Annotated in this window: 17 protein-coding genes; 8 read left to right on the forward strand and 9 right to left on the reverse strand. The window is 49.1% G+C overall.

The window, feature by feature from the left end; translation table 11 throughout:
* The first annotated feature begins 34 nt into the window (after positions 1–34).
* Both EHT87_RS05455 and EHT87_RS05460 read left to right on the forward strand, forming a co-directional pair.
* Positions 35–370, forward strand: a complete 336-nt coding sequence (locus tag EHT87_RS05455) for a DUF6970 domain-containing protein (RefSeq protein ID WP_229320859.1) — start codon at positions 35–37, stop codon at positions 368–370.
* A 160-nt stretch (positions 371–530) separates the two neighbouring features.
* Positions 531–977, forward strand: a complete 447-nt coding sequence (locus tag EHT87_RS05460) for a hypothetical protein (RefSeq protein WP_124904621.1) — start codon at positions 531–533, stop codon at positions 975–977.
* Between the two features lie 54 nt (positions 978–1,031).
* Here the strand turns inward: EHT87_RS05460 and EHT87_RS05465 are convergent, their stop codons facing one another.
* From EHT87_RS05465 to EHT87_RS05480, 4 genes are all read right to left on the reverse strand, one after another.
* Positions 1,032–3,374 (reverse strand): glycoside hydrolase family 65 protein, encoded by a 2,343-nt coding sequence (locus EHT87_RS05465; protein WP_124904623.1) that lies wholly within the window; start codon positions 3,372–3,374, stop codon positions 1,032–1,034.
* Between the two features lie 120 nt (positions 3,375–3,494).
* Positions 3,495–4,067 carry a DinB family protein gene (locus EHT87_RS05470; RefSeq protein WP_124904625.1) on the reverse strand — a complete coding sequence of 191 codons (573 nt, stop codon included), beginning with the start codon at positions 4,065–4,067 and terminating at the stop codon, positions 3,495–3,497.
* Positions 4,068–4,072: 5 nt separating this feature from the next.
* On the reverse strand, positions 4,073–4,735 hold the full coding sequence (gene pgmB, locus EHT87_RS05475; RefSeq protein ID WP_124904627.1) for a beta-phosphoglucomutase: 663 nt from the start codon (positions 4,733–4,735) through the stop codon (positions 4,073–4,075).
* Between the two features lie 89 nt (positions 4,736–4,824).
* On the reverse strand, positions 4,825–6,702 hold the full coding sequence (locus EHT87_RS05480; protein ID WP_124904629.1) for a glycoside hydrolase family 13 protein: 1,878 nt from the start codon (positions 6,700–6,702) through the stop codon (positions 4,825–4,827).
* 265 nt (positions 6,703–6,967) lie between these two features.
* Here EHT87_RS05480 and EHT87_RS05485 point away from each other — a divergent pair, with 265 nt between their 5' ends.
* The 4 genes from EHT87_RS05485 (at position 6,968) to EHT87_RS05500 (ending at position 10,486) form a co-directional block, all read left to right on the forward strand.
* Positions 6,968–8,716: an alpha-amylase family protein gene (locus EHT87_RS05485; protein ID WP_229320931.1), complete on the forward strand. Its 1,749-nt coding sequence runs from the start codon at positions 6,968–6,970 to the stop codon at positions 8,714–8,716.
* A 107-nt stretch (positions 8,717–8,823) separates the two neighbouring features.
* The gene (locus tag EHT87_RS05490; protein WP_124904631.1) at positions 8,824–9,060 is read left to right on the forward strand and encodes a hypothetical protein; all 237 of its coding nucleotides are present in this window, start codon (positions 8,824–8,826) and stop codon (positions 9,058–9,060) included.
* Positions 9,057–9,464, forward strand: a complete 408-nt coding sequence (locus EHT87_RS05495) for a type II toxin-antitoxin system VapC family toxin (RefSeq protein ID WP_124904633.1) — start codon at positions 9,057–9,059, stop codon at positions 9,462–9,464. Before EHT87_RS05490 ends, EHT87_RS05495 begins: the two co-directional genes overlap by 4 nt.
* 125 nt (positions 9,465–9,589) lie before the next feature.
* Positions 9,590–10,486, forward strand: coding sequence for an N-acetylmuramoyl-L-alanine amidase-like domain-containing protein (locus EHT87_RS05500; protein ID WP_124904635.1), 897 nt, complete (start codon positions 9,590–9,592; stop codon positions 10,484–10,486).
* On the opposite strand, the gene EHT87_RS05505 is transcribed toward EHT87_RS05500, so the two are convergent.
* From EHT87_RS05505 to EHT87_RS05515, 3 genes are all read right to left on the reverse strand, one after another.
* Complete coding sequence (locus tag EHT87_RS05505; RefSeq protein WP_124904637.1) at positions 10,459–11,475, reverse strand: GntR family transcriptional regulator; 1,017 nt, start codon at positions 11,473–11,475, stop codon at positions 10,459–10,461. The genes EHT87_RS05500 and EHT87_RS05505 overlap by 28 nt on opposite strands.
* 9 nt (positions 11,476–11,484) lie before the next feature.
* Positions 11,485–12,309 (reverse strand): 1,4-dihydroxy-2-naphthoyl-CoA synthase, encoded by an 825-nt coding sequence (gene menB / locus EHT87_RS05510; protein WP_124904639.1) that lies wholly within the window; start codon positions 12,307–12,309, stop codon positions 11,485–11,487.
* Positions 12,310–12,436: 127 nt separating this feature from the next.
* Positions 12,437–12,895, reverse strand: coding sequence for a DUF2452 domain-containing protein (locus EHT87_RS05515; protein WP_124904641.1), 459 nt, complete (start codon positions 12,893–12,895; stop codon positions 12,437–12,439).
* Positions 12,896–13,081: 186 nt separating this feature from the next.
* Between EHT87_RS05515 and EHT87_RS05520 the strand changes: the two genes are divergently transcribed.
* Both EHT87_RS05520 and EHT87_RS05525 read left to right on the forward strand, forming a co-directional pair.
* Positions 13,082–14,170 carry an AMP-binding protein gene (locus tag EHT87_RS05520; RefSeq protein WP_124904643.1) on the forward strand — a complete coding sequence of 363 codons (1,089 nt, stop codon included), beginning with the start codon at positions 13,082–13,084 and terminating at the stop codon, positions 14,168–14,170.
* 37 nt (positions 14,171–14,207) lie between these two features.
* Positions 14,208–14,966 (forward strand): hypothetical protein, encoded by a 759-nt coding sequence (locus EHT87_RS05525; RefSeq protein ID WP_221621980.1) that lies wholly within the window; start codon positions 14,208–14,210, stop codon positions 14,964–14,966.
* A gap of 9 nt (positions 14,967–14,975) precedes the next feature.
* On the opposite strand, the gene EHT87_RS05530 is transcribed toward EHT87_RS05525, so the two are convergent.
* Together EHT87_RS05530 and EHT87_RS05535 are read right to left on the reverse strand one after the other, a co-directional pair.
* Positions 14,976–16,415: a hypothetical protein gene (locus tag EHT87_RS05530; RefSeq protein ID WP_124904647.1), complete on the reverse strand. Its 1,440-nt coding sequence runs from the start codon at positions 16,413–16,415 to the stop codon at positions 14,976–14,978.
* 356 nt (positions 16,416–16,771) lie between these two features.
* The gene (locus EHT87_RS05535) at positions 16,772–17,857 is read right to left on the reverse strand and encodes a helix-turn-helix transcriptional regulator (protein ID WP_124904649.1); all 1,086 of its coding nucleotides are present in this window, start codon (positions 17,855–17,857) and stop codon (positions 16,772–16,774) included.
* Positions 17,858–17,927: the final 70 nt, after the last annotated feature.

Here is a 17,927-nt window from a genome sequence, read left to right on the forward strand (position 1 = left end):
CAATACTAAAAAAACGCAAGCCATGAAAAACGGTGTGAGTATACTTATTCTTACGGTAATTCTGGGTTGTCAGGAGAAAAATCCGAAACCGGAGACACTGCCCACCTGTATTCAGCAGGTAATCGAGTCTATTAAAAAAGAAAACATTTGGGAGCCGCCCGCCAGGGTACTTCGGTATGAATACAAAGGGCAGGAAGTGTATTACATTCCGGCCCGCTGCTGTGATATTCCCAGTCTGTTAATTGCCAATTGCGATACGATTTGTTCGCCCGACGGTGGATTTACCGGAAAAGGTGATGGCCGCTGTCCGGAGTTTGCCAAAGAAGCCAAAAATGAGACACTGATATGGCAGGATGAACGCCGGAAATAAGCCGTATTCGGATTAAGCTGAAAAACGGGCCGAAAAATAAATGAATTGGGCTTAAGTTAAAAAGTAGCTGGATTCGCAACACCCGGTGAATAAATCGGTTTTTGATCGTGCCACAACGCTGTATATCTTTCTGAATGTTAAATCCTTAACTCCACACCACATGGCAAACATTCGAAAAGAAATCACTCAGTATGAAGTGAACACAGCCATTCGGCGCGTCGGATCGCCGGTTTCAACCATTCTCGAACGCGTCATTATTCTACGAACCGCCCCGGAGTTTCATGGTCTGAATATGACCGTAACCCTGGCGTTTTCTACCTCCTTCAGTGGGACCTTTTCGAGTGCTGTTGCGGGGTATTACGGCGGTGCAACGACGCTCAATCAACAGGTGGGTATCTGGCTTCCGCTGGCGGAATTTCAGTATTACTACGATATTCTTCGGAACGAAAACCCGGTTTTTTTTGAATTTGAATACAACAGCGCCAATCCGTTGCTCTATTACATTACGAATTTTAAACTCACTACGGGCCTGGAACCAACTGGCGAAGGTGCAGAAAGCAGCACCGCCCGTGCCCTTGCCGAACTGGAAACAGCAGATGCCGCTTAAAGAAACGTGTATTTTGACTTCCCGCCGAATTTCTTCGGCGGGAAGTCAAAGCCCTTACTTCTCGTTTACGGCCACCTCGGCATTAGCGGGTCGCTTCACCGAGATCTGACTTTTGCCTTCGACGATGAGCGGCTTTGAAAACAACACGATCTCGGCCGATTTGTCGGAGAAGTTTTGCACGCTCACGTCCGTCTGTGTCACTTTGATCTCTACTAAAGCCCCCCGAAACCGGACCTTAAACGCCAGCGACTGCCAGTTGGCGGGGCAATTGGGGTCCAGAACCACCTGATTATTCCTGACCCGGAACCCGCCGAATCCTCTCACCACGGCCAGCCAGGTTCCGGCCATCGACGTAATGTGGCAGCCGTCTTCCGTGTCGTTGTTGTAATCGTCAAGGTCCAGCCGGGCAGTGCGCAAATACATTTCATACGCCTTTTCTTTCATGCCGAGCTTGGAGGCCAGCACAGAATGGACGCAGGGCGAGAGGGACGATTCGTGGACGGTCATCGGCTCGTAGAAGTCGAAATTCCGGCGAAGCGTTTCGAGATCGAAATCGTCTTCAAAAAAGTAAATTCCCTGCAATACGTCGGCCTGTTTGATAAAACACGAACGCAGAATCCGGTCCCACGACCAGTTCTGGTTCAAAGGCCGCTGCCCTTTCGGAATGTCACTGACCGGCATCAGTTCCTTATCCAGAAACGATTCTTGTTGCAGAAACACCTGGCGGTTTTCGTCGTAGGGCAGGTGAATATGCTCGGCAATGTGCCGGGCGGTGGCAATTTCTTTCTCTTCCCGAAAATGAATGCGGTCGCACAACTCGTTGAATTTCTCCAGGTTAAGTTGTTTGACGCGACCCACGACTTCAACGGTATAGCGCAACGTCCAGGCGGCCAGGTAGCTCGTATACCAGTTGTTGTTGACGTTGTTTTCGTATTCATTCGGCCCGGTAACGCCCAGCATGACATACTGTTGTTTGGCCTCCGACCAGTTGACCCGCTGGCTCCAGAACCGGCTAATGGCAATCAGAACTTCCAGCCCGTATTCGGTCAGGTAGTTTTCGTCGCCCGTATACCGCACATAATCGTAAATGGCGTAGGCAATGGCGCCGTTGCGGTGGATTTCTTCAAAGGTGATTTCCCACTCATTGTGGCATTCTTCGCCATTCATCGTCACCATCGGATAGAGCGCGGCTCCGGCTTTAAAGCCGAGTTTCTGCGCATTTTCGATGGCTTTCTCAAGGTGTTTGTAGCGATACAGCAGCAGATTCCGGCTTACTTTCTGATCGGCCGTGGCGAGGTAAAAAGGCAGGCAATACGCTTCGGTATCCCAATACGTCGAACCGCCGTATTTTTCGCCGGTAAAACCTTTTGGTCCAATGTTTAGTCGTTCATCTTCACCGGTATAGGTCTGATTCAGCTGGAAAATCGAAAACCGGATGCCCTGCTGAGCCGCAATGTCGCCTTCGATGGTAATATCGTTTGTTTTCCATTTGTCGGCCCAGGCTTGCTGTTGTTCAATCAGCATCCGATCGAACCCTTTGCCGGTGATCCGCTGGAGGTACTTCCGCGCTTCCGAAACCACCGAATCCGTTTCGTAATTCAAAGACGACAGGTTGACGGCGTATTTATAAATGACGGTTTCCTGACCCTGCCGGCATTCCAGCGTCATTCGGTTGGCCACGTATTTTTCCTGCCGGATGGGCTGCGACTGAAAGTCGATCCGGGCACCGTCCTGTTCAATTTCGACGTTCATCCCGGTGCAAACGTGAAACCCGGTTTTCCGCGTTCGCAGCTCAATAAAGGCTTCCCCGTACCCGGTTTCTTTCCGGACTTCGTCCCAGAATGTTTCGTCGTAATTTGAATCGCGGTTCCGAATGGTCCCGTCGATGTAGGGTTCAACCGTAATTTTGGCGTCGAAATTCAGGGGCGTCAGGCTATACCGGATAACCCCGGCTTCGTCGTCGACAATGGAGCAAAACCGTTTGGACGTAACCCGCAATTCTTTTCCGCTTTTCAGCAAAGCGACAAACGACCGTTCGAGGTAGCCTTCCTGCATGTTCAGAACCCGTCGGAAATCGCGGACTTCGCAGGTATTGAGATCCAGCGTTTCGTACTCGATAGTGATGTTGATTCCAATCCAGTTGGCGGCATTCAACACTTTGGCAAAGTACTCCGGATAGCCGTTTTTCCACCAGCCAACCCGGGTTTTGTCGGGGTAATAAACCCCCGCAACGTAGTTTCCCTGCAAGGTTTTGCCCGAAAAATTTTCTTCAAAATTGCCCCGTTGTCCCATGCGTCCGTTACCGAGGCTCATGACACTTTCCGTAATTTCATTGTAGTTACGATGGAAATCTTCTTCAACAATCAGCCAGGGGTCGTGTTTTAAGTAGTGTTTCATTCGGGTTTACGATTAATTTATACGGCAAGGTGAGTTTGATGTGCTTGAGAAAAAAAGTTTATGTAACTGGTAATTAGCCGGTTAGGGCTTCCGGGCACTACGGATGACGCCTGAACGTTTTCACTTCGGCCGAATACCGGCGGCTTCCTGCTTCACGTGCAGGGCCTGGTTGATGTGACGTTCGGTATGGGCAACCAGCATCAAAAAAGCATCACCGACCGGTATTTTAATCCAGTTGCCAAACAGCGTCATCACTTTTTCCTGGTTCCAGTTTATATACGTAGCTTTATCGAGCAGGTCATGCAAAAGCTGCTGGAGTTCAACGAATTGCTTCATCACATCGCGGGCATCCAGCTCATTGCGCGGTTGTAGAAAAGGAACCGTTGGGATTTTCATTTTCGTATTCGGGTCGATGAGGTAGCGCATGAATCGGCCAAACAGACTCGATTCAAGCGTCTGGTCGGTCGGGTTGGTCTGGATCAAGCCCAGGTCGTCGACTTTTTTCTGGAGATTCCGGATGTAAAACCGTTCCGCCAGATTCAGGTGTTGCAAATTCTGAGTGATACTCCAGCGTTTGGTGTCGGGTTTCCAGTTCAGTTGCTCGTCGGACAAGGGGCGAAATTCACGCTCAACGGTTTCCAGGGCCGTTCTGATTCGCTCTTGAAGTTGAAGGGCGGTTTCCAGTTTTTGCATGTGATTTAGGTTTTGAGTCCGGTCAGCGTCAGAACTTCCGCCAACGTTAAGGCCGCCAGTGATGGCACCACCAGATCCGCTTGCGTCAACACCGAGGGTTCACCGATTCCGATGGCCAGCATGCCGGCCCGTTTGGCGGCTTCGATTCCGGCAACGGCATCTTCAAAAACCACACATTCGTCCGGCCGAACTTCCAGTTCAGCGGCTCCTTTTAGAAAAACTTCGGGGTCGGGTTTCCCACGGGTAATTTTCGTGCCGTCGATAATGGCGTCAAAGTCATCAATCATGCCAATTCGTTCCAGAATCAACCGGGCATTTTTACTGACCGAGCCGAGGGCGGTTTTCAGGTGGGCGGCTTTTACCGCCCCGAATAACGCCGTGACACCCGGCAGAATGTTGGCGGGCGTCATCTGGGAAACCAGTTCGAGATACCACTCATTCTTCTGCGTTGCCAGTTCCAGTTTATGATTTTCCGAAACCGTCAGACCACCGTGGGCCAGAATAATTTCCAGCGATTCGGTGCGGCTGATGCCCTTTAACTGCTCATTAAATTCTTGCGAAATGTCAAAACCCAATGTGTTAGCCATCCGGCGCCAGGCCTGATAATGGTAAATGGCGGTATCGACAATGACTCCATCCAGGTCAAATAGTAGGGCGTTTATGGGCATTTTACGAGTGATTAAGCCGGTTGTATACTGCAATAAAGCGATAAAAAAGGATTTATTCGCTAGGCCAGTCGGCTTTCATCAAGACCGGTTTAGTGACCCAACTCCAGAACGACCGCCGTTTTTGCCGGAATTTTCAGCCTGGAAAGGTCCGTGATTGTCTCGTCGGTCAGGATGTTTCGGGCTTTGGAAAAACCGGCCATCCGTTCGGCAAACCGGGCCGTTTCCAGCCCAATTTCCTGGTTCGTCGAATTGGTGGCAACGAGGACGGTTTTGGCCTTGTCGTACCGGAAATAGACGTACGTACCGTATTGAGGTACATAGTGCATTAATTTCCCGGCGTATAAAGCGGGCGTGATTTTCCGATAGTTCGCCAGTTTCTTAACGAAGTTGAACGCATCGTTTTCCGCTTTGTTCCGCCCGGCTTCCGTAAATTTGTTTTCTTTATCGCCGGGAAAACCGCCCGGAAAATCCCGGCGAACTTCCGCATCCGACGGATTTTTGGTGTTCTTCATCAAAACTTCCGTTCCGTAATACCACGACGGTATACCGCGTGTGGTCAGCAGCCACGTAACGCCCATTTTGTAGTTGGCGTAATCGTCACCAATTACCGACAGAAACCGGTCGGTATCGTGGTTTTCCAGGAAGGTGACCAGTTTTTGCGGGTCGGCATAAAGCGCATCGGTGGTGAGTGCCTGATACAGCCGGTTGACGCCCGAATCCCAGCCAAACTCTTCTTTCAGAGCGGCATTGGTGGCATCATACAACACAAAATCCAGACCGCCCGGCTGGTTGGATTTGAAAGGCTGATCGATCTTGTTTTTTACAAAAAACGCCTGCGCAACCGGGTTGCCAACCCAGGCTTCCCCGAAAATATGAAGCTTGGGGTACTCGGTTAATAGGGCCTGATTGCAACGATTTAGAAAATTCAGATCGTTGTATTTGTACGTATCGACGCGCCAGGCATCCAGTGAAAACAGCTCCGTGCACCAGATCGCGTGCTGAATCAGATAGGTAGCCAGAAAGGGATTTCGGAGATTCAGATCCGGCAGAAAAGGGGTGAACCAGCCATCGAGCAGCACCTTTCGGTCGGTTGCCGACGCATACGGGTCATACAAAGCCTGCTCCTTGTGCGAACTGCCGGTGTAGCTGGGCCACTGATTGAACCAATCCTTGAACGGCTGGTTTTTATACAGCCAATGATCGTCGCTGACGTGATTATACACCGCATCCTGCACCAGTTTCAGGCCCCGCTGATGCAAAACCGTGGCCAGTTTTCGGTACCCTTCGTTGCCGCCAAACCGCTTGTCGATCTGATAATGATCGGTAAAATGGTAGCCGTGATACCCCGCCTGCATCCGGTCTGGCGCTTCCTTTTTCAAGGACTCGTCGTTCACCAAAACCGGTGTCATCCAAAGGGCCGTTACGCCCAATTCCTGCAAATAATCCAGGTGGTCCATAACGCCCTGTAAATCACCGCCGTGTCGGATATGCGGAATGGAACGGTCGGCCTTCGTGTCGAGCATATCCGGAAACGCGTCGTTCGTTGGGTCGCCGTTGGCAAAGCGGTCGGGCATGATCAGGTAAATAAAATCAGCTGATGAAACGCCCTGCCCTTTCGGCCCGGGGGTTCGGGGCTTCAATTCGTACCGGTGGGAAACGGTTGTGGAGCCATTTTTGCCAATAATCCGGAAGGACCCGGGTTTGGCCGTTGCCGAAATGGTCAGATCGAGAAACACAAAATCGGGATTCTCGGCTTTGTGGGCGCTGATCAGTTTTACGCCGGGATACGCAATGGAATACGTCATCGACCCGGCTTTGGGGCCATACACCAACAGTTGCAGATTCGGATTTTTGAGGCCCACCCACCAGTTGGTCGGGTCGACGCGTTGAATGGCTGCGGTCTGGGCCCGCGTTTCCCCTAAAAGGAAAGGAAGCAGGAGAAAAAGCAGGTAAAAAGTACGTTTCATAGGGGTAACTTGGATCGGTAGTCTACTCAAAAATATGTCAAAATAAAGGATTTGTTTTCATATTGCCAGTAGTTTTGGAATTTGACCCCGAATCCGATTGGTCGGGTCGGGCAGACACCTGTAAATTTGTATCTTGGACATGAAGACCACGCGTTCCGAACCCGGTTCTGTACCGATTAACCGCCGAACGTTTACCGGTATGGTCGTAGCGGCCGGGTTACTTCAGGGGGTAGCAGCCCATTCCATTGAACCCTTTTTTACACACATGAATACAACGGATCCTTCCGGTGAAAAATCGGACAAACTGATTATTTATCAAATCTTTACGCGTCTTTTTGGTAACCAGCAAACCACCAACAACCCCTGGGGAACTAGGGACGAAAACGGGGTGGGAAAATTTAACGACATTACCGTTAAAGCATTGCAGGAACTGAAGAAGTTCGGGGCTTCGCACGTCTGGTATACGGGAATTATCGAACATGCGCTGATCACCGATTATTCAGAATACGGCATTCAAAAAGACCATCCGGCGGTGGTAAAAGGACGGGCGGGCTCGCCGTATGCCGTCAAGGATTATTACGATGTCAACCCGGATTTGGCGGTCGATGTCAAAAACCGGATGAAAGAGTTTGACGATTTGCTGAAACGGACTCACACCAATGAACTGAAAGTGATCATTGATTTTATTCCCAACCACGTTGCCCGGCAGTATCATTCCGATGCCAAACCGGCGGGCGTACATGACCTGGGCGAAAGCGACGATACGACCAGGCCATTCGATCCGCAAAACAACTTTTACTATTTGCCCGAGCAGTCGTTTCAGGTACCGCAGGGCGTGGCGATTCTGGAAGATGCGTCGCCGGTGCCCTACGTAGAAAAACCGGCCAAAGCCACCGGCAACGACGTATTCAAGGCAAATCCTGACCTCAACGACTGGTACGAAACGATCAAACTGAACTATGGCGTCGATTACCTGAACAACCGGCAGACGCACTTCGAACCGGTTCCGTCTACCTGGACAAAGATGCGCGACATTCTGTTGTTCTGGGCTGGCAAAGGAGTCGATGGCTTCCGGTGCGACATGGCCGAAATGGTGCCGGTCGAATTTTGGGGCTGGGCCATACCGCAGGTAAAAGCCGTAAGGCCGGACCTGATTTTTATTGCCGAAATCTACAATCCGCAACAATATCACACGTATATTTTTACCGGCAAATTCGATTACCTCTACGACAAAGTGGGTTTGTATGATGCCGTTCGGCGGCTGATGGAAGGCAAAGGCTCCGTGGAAGACATCACGCGGGTCTGGCAGCAGGAGTCCGGCGAGTATGCCAATCATATGCTGCGTTTTCTGGAAAATCACGACGAGCAGCGCATCGCTTCCCGGTATTTTGCCAATGACCCGTGGACGGCGGTTCCGGCCATGACGGTTTCTGCCACGCTCCACACCGGCCCGATGATGATTTATTTCGGCCAGGAACTGGGGGTTAACCCGACGCAGGCCGAAGGTTTTCAGGGGGAAGACGGCCGGACGACCATTTTCGATTATTGGGGAATTCCCGAATACCAGGCCTGGACCAATGGGCAAATTGGCAAACCCGGTAAATTTGACGGCGGAAAATTGAGCGATGACCAGAAGAATTTACGGAAGTTTTACCACCAGCTGAACCAGTTGGTCAACAGCAGCGATGCCATTCGGACGGGCGGTTTTTACGATTTACAATACGTCAATACCGACGGTCAAAGTGCGGGATACGATCAGCACCGGCTGTATAGTTACCTGCGGCATTCGGCCCGACAGAAGCTGTTGATTATCTGTAATTTCGACAAGGTGAAAACCGCTAAAACGACGGTTCGCATCCCGGCTGAAGCCTGGGCAGCGCTGAAAGTAGACGACACGAAAACCTATACCTTTACCGATATTTTCCGGACAAAAACCAAAATCAAGGCGTCCGCAACTGCCGGCGTTCCGGTTGAATTGCCGCCGTTGAGTGTGCTGGTGCTGGAAATCAAATAAACTAACCGGTAAATCTACCCTTGTTATTTTCGAAAAACGACCAATCTGAAATTGAACGGGGTAAAGTATAAAAGTGTTAAATTGTTGAAAATTAAAAGAGAATTGCCATGCAGTTAACCTACAAAATACCGGTAGAATCCTTAAACAGTGGATTTCTGGACACCATCAAAGCCAACTTTGCGGGTAAGGAAGTCAGTATTACCGTTGAAGACGTACCAACGGTTCCCACTGTCAACCAAAAGGAACTGTACAAAAAATCATTGGCTCTTTTGGAGAGGTTCAAAGACATGAAGGTTGATCCAACGCTAAATCTTTCCGATTTAGCGAATGAAGTCAATTTATGATTTATTTTGATACGGATGTTTTGATTAACCTTTTGGTTCCGCAAGATCCCCTGAAACATAAAAAAGCGAAGGAACTTTACAAGGCTGCAACTTCAGCCAATAAATTTCTAGTATCTTTTTTATCTCTACAAGAAAGCGCGTATGTATTACATCGGCTTGATCGCAAACCGGATGACATCGAAGCTATGTTGCAGACTTTTCTGCCTTTTGAACCGGTTCATTATCAGATGAATGAAATGGTACGGGCCATCGCAATTGCAAAGGTGATCGGTTTTCAAAATATCAATGATTGCATTCATACGGCAATTGCCGAAACTGAACAATGCCAAGAATTATATACTTTTAATCAATCTGACTTTAAGCGGATTCAAAAACTTACAACTATTAAAATAACCGTATTTTGAAATAAGTGTACCTGAAATTCTTTACTAGTAATATAGCCAATTGTAGTGCCTACACGTCCGGATTTTTGCTATTTTTACCCGAAACCGCCTTTTTTGAGACCGGTTTTTCTTAACCACCGTAGTTGATGAAGAAACTGTTTACCATTCTGGTCACATTCGTGCCTTTTTCGATTGCCTTTGCTCAGGAAATAATCCCTTCTTCCGTATTCAAACAAGCGGTGGTGGCACCGGGAAGTACGCCAGCAGAAACGGTCGTTGCCATCAGCAAATCGTTTCAGGGGCGCCCTTACGTCGCCCATACGCTCGACGAAAATGAAACCGAGCAACTGGTTGTCAATTTCAGCGCTTTCGACTGCACAACCTTTCTGGAAACCACCCTGGCGTTGTCGCTGGCGCGTCATCAGCTGCTGAACGAACAGGATTCCGTCCAGTTTGACCGGATTTTTCGTAAAAACTTGGTTAAGATACGGTATCGAAACGGGGCCATCGACGGTTTTGCGAGTCGCTTGCATTACTTCTCGGAATGGCTGGTCGATAATGAACAAAAAGGTATTATTCAGGATGTTACGCGAAAAATAGGAGGGATGCAGGTATCGAAACCAGTGTCGTACATGACCAAAAGTACCTGGAAATACCCGCAACTGGCTGATCCGAAAAATCGCCAGCAAATCGCGCTGGTCGAGTCGGCCATCAGTCAGCAAAGCTTCTGGTTTATTCCTAAAAAACGCATTAAGGAAATTGAAAACAGTCTGAAAGAGGGCGACATCATCATGCTGACGGCTTCGAGACCCGGTCTGGATATGAAACACGTCGGGTTTGTGGTTTGGCAAAATGGCCCCGGCGGAGAGCGAAGGGCTCATTTGCTGCATGCGTCGTCGCACTATGGCGAAGTCATGATTTCGGAGGAACCGCTCGCCGATTACGTGCTGTGGAACCGGCAGTTTTCGGGCATTCGGGTGGCTCGGTTAAAGGAAACCGCACCGGCCAGCTTTTCCTACAAAGACGCCCGTCGGATCAACTGAAACGGGTTTTTAACTTTTTCGTGTCGTTTTTCCAGAATGAGCCGGGCCGCGGTTTCGCCCATTTTTTCGTGATCCGTCGAAATGACGGCTATACCGTCAGCCAGTACTTCCTTCAAAGGCGTTTCGTTGAACGCCAGCACACCAATGTCCTGACCAAGTTGCAAACCGCGTTGCTTGACCTGGCGGACCAGTTCAACCAGGTCGCCATCTTCCAGAACAATGTAGGCGGTACCGGTTTTCAGAACCCGGCCCGTCAGGGTGTCGAGCAGTTCAAACTCTTTCTGATAATGAACGCAGAAGTTGCGAAAACCCCGGACAATTTCCCGCGGGTAATACACTTCCTTCGGAAAAACCAGGGTCAATTGCTGGTACTTTTGAAGAACATCCAGACCGGATTCCAGGGCTTCGTAAATGTCCCGGTCAAACTGCTGGTAAACCGTTGAGTATTCACCCGTTAACTTCGGAATGTCCCGGTCCAGAATGATCAGTTCGTTGGATGGAATCTGTTCCAGCAGTTTGACGACATTCACCTGCTCGGTTTCCTCGTAAAAGTGGGGCATAACCACGTAGTAGTGATACTGTCCCAGATTTTCTTCCAGCAGTTTTTTAAACCGCTCGGCACTGTGGTGGTGAATGCGTAAATCCACGATCGCATTATGCCCCAGGGCATTCACCAGTGAATAATAGATGATCTTTTTATAGGCACTAAACTTGTTGATCAGCAGCAGGACCCGCAACTGCCCCGGCCCGTCGCGACGAACGAAAAAGCCTTTGCCCTGAACGGCCTGAATGACGCCTTCTTTCTTTAAATAATTGTACGCTTTCTCGACCGTATCGCGCGCCAGATAATATTCTTCGCTCAATTCATTGATCGACGGCAATTGCTGGTCACGTTTCAAGGTGCCGATTTCAATGCCATTGATCACCGCGTTGACGATCTGCCGGTATTTAGGTACGCTCGACTGAGATTCGATATGAAGATCAATCATGGAACAGGCTTAGGGAAATTTTGGAAACTTGCTAAAATCAGGTTGCCGTTTCTCTAAAAACGAATCTTTACCCTCTTTCGCTTCATCAGAAAGATAATACAATAATGTGGCATCCCCGGCTAATTGTTGAATTCCTGCCTGACCGTCCAGTTCGGCATTGAAAGAGGCCTTCAGCATCCGCAAGGCAATCGGGCTTTTCTCCAGCATCTTCCGGCACCATTCCAGCGTCGTATCTTCCAGTTGTTCCAGTGGCACAACTTTGTTGACCAGGCCCATCTGGAGCGCTTCCTGAGCGTCGTACTGATCGCACAAATACCAGATTTCGCGGGCCTTTTTCTGTCCGACAATCCGGGCCAGATACGAAGCGCCAAAACCGCCGTCGAAACTCCCGACTTTAGGGCCGGTTTGTCCGAAACGGGCGTTGTTAGCCGCAACCGTCAAATCACAGATGACGTGCAGCACGTGCCCGCCACCAATGGCCCAGCCCGCCACCATGGCCACAACCGGTTTGGGAATGCGCCGGATCTGCATCTGGAAGTCGAGCACATTCAGGCGCGGCACGCTGTCTTCGCCCACATACCCGCCGTGACCCCGGACCGACTGATCTCCTCCGCTGCAAAAAGCCTTCCCGCCTTCCCCCGTTAAAATGACCACCCCGACGCGTTCGTCCTGACGGGCGAGCTCCATCGCTTCGCTCATCTCCTTGACCGTCAAGGGAGTAAAGGCATTGTGTTTTTCGGGCCGGTTAATACTTATTTTGGCCACACCTTGGTAATACTGAAAAAGTATCTCGCGGTATTCTTTGATGGTTTCCCAGGGATATTTGCTTTGCATCGATTGAAAGGATTACTGGTTAAAAATGGTTCGACGGTTAAAAATGGTGAAATGGGTAGTCGGTTGAGATCTGTTTTCAATCCTTTTACCCATTCGGTCATTAAGCCACCCGTCTGAAACCTCCCGTTTATTCTTCTGAAAATTCACTGTCATGATAGGTGACGTCCCAGGTATGATCGGCCATCATCCGGACGGTAGCCACACAACGGCGAAACGGATAAATCCGTCCCCACTCCGAAGGGGAAATCATCGATAGGACATCGGTCCCGTCTTTTTTCTCGTAGAAATAATATATATGTCCGACAATAGGCTCAAATCCCATCTGGGCACCATAAATCCGCTCCGATACCTCAACACGGTTGCGGATGGCGGTGGCCTGTTCTGCCAGCAACTGCATCTGGCGATACAATTGGGACAGTTGCACGTCGGTTTGTTCCCGCATGGCCGTTACGGCCCGCCCTTTCATCTTCCCTTTGTCTTCCGGTTTGATCAGCGCGCTGCCCACCGAGTGCGCATATTCGAGCAATCCGGGCTTGTCCGTGACTTTATCGACCGAAATCGGGTTCTCAAATGCTTCATTCGCCATACGCTACCAAGTCAGTTATATATCGGCAATAAGTTAATCAGAACCATTTATTGCTGGTTAACTACAAACCCCAAACGGTTAACTATTTTTATGTCTAAAACCGTTGAATGCCTTCCGGGTTTTATTCTCAGGCAATAAAAATCGGGGCAAAAGTAGCTTATTTTTACGATTCATTCCGTACACCTTATGCGAATAGCACCCGGTAATTTACCAATCCCACAAACGGAATACGAAGCGAAGGCCATCGCATTTTGCCGGGAGTGGATTTCTGGTCGATCGTATTTTACGCTTCAGACGTCCGGTTCCACCGGTACGCCCAAAGCCCTTACTTTGAGCCGTCGCCAAATGGTTGCCAGCGCCCGGCTCACGGGTCACACGTTCGGGTTGAAACCGGCGGATCACGCGCTTGCCTGCCTGAATGTGGACTACATTGCCGGTATTATGATGCTCGTTCGGGGGCTGGAACTGGGGTTGTCGATCACCGTCGTAGAACCGTCTTCAAATCCTCTGCAACCGTTTCATGCTGACTCAGAGCCGTTTCAGTTTGCCGCTTTCGTTCCCCTGCAACTGCACACGCTGCTCGATGAGGCCGGTCATTCCCTGCCCATCCTGAATAAAATGAAAGCCATTCTGGTGGGCGGGGCCGCCGTAGACCGGACGTTATCGGAACGGTTGCAAGCCGTTGAAGCCCCGGTTTTTAGCACCTATGGCATGACTGAAACCGTCTCTCACATTGCCATTCGGCGGCTCAATGGCCCGGAACGAACCGAAGTCTTTCGCGTCCTGGCAGGCGTAACGATTGGCGTCGATGACCGTAACTGCCTGTTTATCAATTCCGCAGCCACGGATTATGAAACCATCCAGACGAATGATGTGATCGAACTGATCGATGAATCCCACTTCCGGCTGGTGGGCCGCGCCGATTCGATTATCAATAGCGGGGGTGTGAAAATCCAGCCCGAAAAAGTCGAGGAGGTGATTGCTACGATCCTGGCGCAGGAACCGATAAAAGCCCGGTTTTTTATTGCGGGTATACCGGATGAGCGGCTTGGACAGCAAGTTGTCTTGTTTATAGAAGGAAATGAATGGCCCGCAGACCGGATGGAAATTATCAAAAAGGCGATTCAGCGTGCCGTTGGCCCCTATGCCGTACCCAGAAAAGACGTTCCCCTTTCGGTTTTCAAGGAAACACCGACCGGTAAGGTCGATCGAAAATCGATTGTTTCGACGTATCTCTCCGGACTTGAAACAATCGATTTGAGAGGAAAGAATTAATTCCTATTCTTGTAAAATGATTGAGCAAAGCTTTAAAATGATAGAAATCCGGTACCAGACGGCTTTGGTCGTTCCACCGCCGTATGCCCACTTTTTCACCATCATCCTGCAACCGGCGGGCGACGGACGTCTGGCAATCGACGTGACCATGACCTACACGGACCGGGATGAACTGGACGAAGACGAAATTACCGGCGAAGGCTTCACGGGTAATGATGACTTTAAGTGGGCGGGACACTTGCCGTCGGTTTGGGAACAAACCGTTAACGATCTGGTTCGGAAGACACAGCTCAAAGCATTTGATGAGGAGAAATTGAGTGACAATCAGGACTATTTTTTGGTAACCCTTGAGAACAAAATGCAAGGCAATCAGTCAGGAATGCCTTCGCATCGTCCCGAATGGCAGTTTTTAAGCCAGGAATTGATTCAGGCAGCCTATGAAGTTTCCGGAAAAGAAAAACCGTTTGAGGTTAACTATATCGAAATTAATTCGGGCGCACGTACGGAAGTTCATATGACGGCTTCCTTTAGTCGCCGGGAGGTAACTCTGGAAACGCGGCATAGCAATCAGACCCACTCTAAAACGGTGCCGTGGAAGGAATTGAAGTCAATGATGGAGGTTTTTTACGGCGTAGACTACAACAGCGAAGACGCATTGACCGATTTGCCCCGTAAATCCGGTCGTTATCTGAACCTCGGAACACCGGAATGGTACGATACGAGCACGGCCATCATCGGGGATGAAGGCGCCATCAGTAAACTTCGTAAATTATTGGTTCGGCTCACCCAGCCTTAATCGGTGAGATTATAGCGTGATATTTTCTTGCGTCATGATCAATTCCAGGTTATTATCGGCATCCTTTAGCAGACAACCCAGGCGGTATTGGCCTTGTGGGACGACTTGAAGGGGTAATACCGTTGAAAAGTCAGGCCCAAAAAACGATCCGGTTGTTATGAATCGACGCCAGCCGGCAAATTTAGGCTGCGTGCCGGCCAGGTACGTCTTCTGTTGCCTTTCATCGTGTAAAACCAGAAATAAATCATCACGCAAATGCTGACGGCGTAGCGGAGCCTCTTTCATTTCTACCAGAAGCTGCGGCAGGTCTCCGCCGTGCATGATGTGTTCGGTGCGTAAAGTAGCGGGTTTAAAACTTTTTTGTTGTAAAGCCGTCTGAACCATTTCGTCAAAACCAGCGAACAAGTTGGGGATTCGCCAAAAGCCCTGATGATACGCGGGTAAAAGATAAGGGAGGCTCGCATCGATGGCATTGTAGTTGCTCAATTCCTTCTGGTGTTTCGGCCAGTTATACGTATCGGCCGCCAGCCGGGTATATTTATTAACAACCTCCGGCGTATAAACGGTATAAGAAGATATATAAAATACTACTGAAAGAACCGTAGCAATAGCCAGTGTAATCGGACGGAATCGACCGGATTTAGTAAGGAGAAATAAATAAAAAAACACCGAGCTTAAAGCAGCATAAATCTTGAAACGAATTTCCAGTAAAATCTGGGAAGAAGAACGGAAAATCGTAATTAACAGAATGGTTAAAAAGATAAAACAGAAAAATGACAGGAGTTCCGTATTGGCTGAGGAGCTGGTTTTTCCGGCCTTAAACGAATTATAGAAGGCAATAAGCAGGGTTGGAATCATCACCAGACTAATGATTGTGCCCCAGAGGATCGAACCACCGGTTGACCCTGGCGACCAAACCGACGGCGTAGCGCCAATCTTTGCCACAAATGCAACCGGCATATGAGCCCAATTGATGCTGCTTTTGACGCCACTACCGGGCGTATAATCGAATATATAAAATACTAAAGTCAATAAAGTGAATAAAACCCAGGGCAACAGCACTTTGTAATTCCGTTCGATCAGTAGCAGAAAGCCACCGGTTGCGAACACCAGAATGCCATTTCCGTGCGTAAAGGTTGCCAGCATGGCGAGCACAATAGCAAGTGTGACTTTACCGGGGGATGGCTTTTTAAGTAGTTTCAGGCAAATGCAAAGAATAAGAAGTAAAGTGATGTGCTGAAGGCCAGTCAATGCCCAGATCGTAACTTCGTGGTATTGAGGTTGAAAAATGAGCAGGGGAACCGGTAGAAAATAATAGAGCGGAAGTTTAAACTGCCTGAATAAACCGTAAATAAAACCAGCTATGATGATTAAGTTAATGGAGGCAATACTGATATAACTTTTGAAATGTAAATAGCCGAAAGCCAGATAATCGAGGTAAGCAATCAATCGAGGGACAAAGATACGGTGGTCGTTTTCGGCCTGAAAAAAAACCAGTAAATTGTGTTTCCAACCTAATCCTTTCTGTACTTCAGCAATAGCCTTAAGAAAGCTATTGTCATCCTGAAACGGAAAATTAACGGAATAAATAAATACATAATAAACAAAAAAAAGGATTACACTGCCGCTTACAATACCGGTCAACCAATTAAGTATTTTTTCGCCAGTTCTTTTTTTTGTCAATGGTCGGTTTAGTAATAAGATATTCACAACGTTAGAATAAAGATATAGCAAGATTTGTTTCAAATAGCCATCTTTTCACCAACCCATCTACACCGGCTATAGCACTTTGTCGTATTTCTGTCTTATTTTTTTTGAATGCGATCTAATTCATAGTGCAGGTCTTCAACCAGACTTCTGATTCCGTCGAGAGAAGGGGGCACTTCGGGCATTTGTTGACTGATAAACGCCGTAATTTCCCAGACTTCAAGCACTTCCCGAATGGCTACTTCCCGGCTGCCAATGGTACCCTGATCCGAAGACAGCAACAGGGTGCCTTTTAGTTTTACCTGATTAAATACCCGACGGCAAAGGATCCCCTGGTTCTGAACGAGTAATATGTGCAATTTGTTTTCCGCAATGTCATACCAGTTTCTAATGTATTTTCCGATTACAACCGCTCCGGGAAAAGCAAACTCGTCGCCCACGTCAAAAGCCCGGTAATGATCCGGGGGCAGTAAAGGTAGTTGAAAAACCGCCAGTCGATTCAGAAAATCGGCTTGCTGATACCGCTGGATGTACTCGGTAAACTGCCGTTTCCGCACCCAGGGTATGGTGTTGGCCGGGTAGGAATCATGGATCGGCCGGTGTTCGGTAATTGGATTCGTTGCAGTACGAACACTCTCGTAACTATTGTTGAACGACAAGGGGGGGGGCGATGGCGGATTAACAGACAGCGACAGGGGCGAAAATCCCTCGCGACGCGAAACCGGGCGTGGGACAATCCGTTGCGATACCAGCTTGATTTGCGAATGATTTTCGACAGGTTTCTGAAAATTTACAGCCGGCTTGGTGGGTGGTTGCTGATAATATTTTTCGAGAACGGCAGAAAGCGCCTTGGGGGCTGTTGCCGTGGTTTCCGGTTCTGAGATGTCCCGGGGCAAAGGTGATGCCGGAAATCCGGTCGAATGGTCGCCCGACGACGGTCGGTCCAAAGGCAGCGACAAGTCGGGGGTTTCGCGAATTTTTCGTAAATCGCTCTTCAGTAAATGATCGACCGTTGTGCTGAAAGCACGGGCAATGGACATCAAATTATCCAGATTCGGGTTGGCGCGGGCTTCCTCATACGCACCCAGGAGGGACCGTTTGATGCCAATCCGCCGGGCAAACTGTTCCTGAGTCAACCCATTGAGTCGGCGGAGGTATTTGATATTGTTGCTGACAATACTCATGGGGCAGTGTTTTGACAAAAATATTAGTATTTCGGTATTATTACCTGTTTTTTCATGAAAATGTAATCAT

The organism is Larkinella knui, assembly GCF_003858645.1.
GTDB lineage: Bacteria > Bacteroidota > Bacteroidia > Cytophagales > Spirosomataceae > Larkinella > Larkinella knui.

Coding starts and splice junctions, on each gene's coding strand:
- pgmB (WP_124904627.1), bottom strand. CDS start 4,735: ATGCCCATAAACGCCCTACTATTTGACCTGGATGGAGTCATTGTCGAT.
- EHT87_RS05525 (WP_221621980.1), top strand. CDS start 14,208: ATGATAGAAATCCGGTACCAGACGGCTTTGGTCGTTCCACCGCCGTAT.
- EHT87_RS05490 (WP_124904631.1), top strand. CDS start 8,824: ATGCAGTTAACCTACAAAATACCGGTAGAATCCTTAAACAGTGGATTT.
- EHT87_RS05485 (WP_229320931.1), top strand. CDS start 6,968: ATGAATACAACGGATCCTTCCGGTGAAAAATCGGACAAACTGATTATT.
- EHT87_RS05500 (WP_124904635.1), top strand. CDS start 9,590: ATGAAGAAACTGTTTACCATTCTGGTCACATTCGTGCCTTTTTCGATT.
- EHT87_RS05470 (WP_124904625.1), bottom strand. CDS start 4,067: ATGCAAAAACTGGAAACCGCCCTTCAACTTCAAGAGCGAATCAGAACG.
- menB (WP_124904639.1), bottom strand. CDS start 12,309: ATGCAAAGCAAATATCCCTGGGAAACCATCAAAGAATACCGCGAGATA.
- EHT87_RS05480 (WP_124904629.1), bottom strand. CDS start 6,702: ATGAAACGTACTTTTTACCTGCTTTTTCTCCTGCTTCCTTTCCTTTTA.
- EHT87_RS05520 (WP_124904643.1), top strand. CDS start 13,082: ATGCGAATAGCACCCGGTAATTTACCAATCCCACAAACGGAATACGAA.
- EHT87_RS05515 (WP_124904641.1), bottom strand. CDS start 12,895: ATGGCGAATGAAGCATTTGAGAACCCGATTTCGGTCGATAAAGTCACG.
- EHT87_RS05495 (WP_124904633.1), top strand. CDS start 9,057: ATGATTTATTTTGATACGGATGTTTTGATTAACCTTTTGGTTCCGCAA.
- EHT87_RS05465 (WP_124904623.1), bottom strand. CDS start 3,374: ATGAAACACTACTTAAAACACGACCCCTGGCTGATTGTTGAAGAAGAT.
- EHT87_RS05535 (WP_124904649.1), bottom strand. CDS start 17,857: ATGAGTATTGTCAGCAACAATATCAAATACCTCCGCCGACTCAATGGG.
- EHT87_RS05505 (WP_124904637.1), bottom strand. CDS start 11,475: ATGATTGATCTTCATATCGAATCTCAGTCGAGCGTACCTAAATACCGG.
- EHT87_RS05460 (WP_124904621.1), top strand. CDS start 531: ATGGCAAACATTCGAAAAGAAATCACTCAGTATGAAGTGAACACAGCC.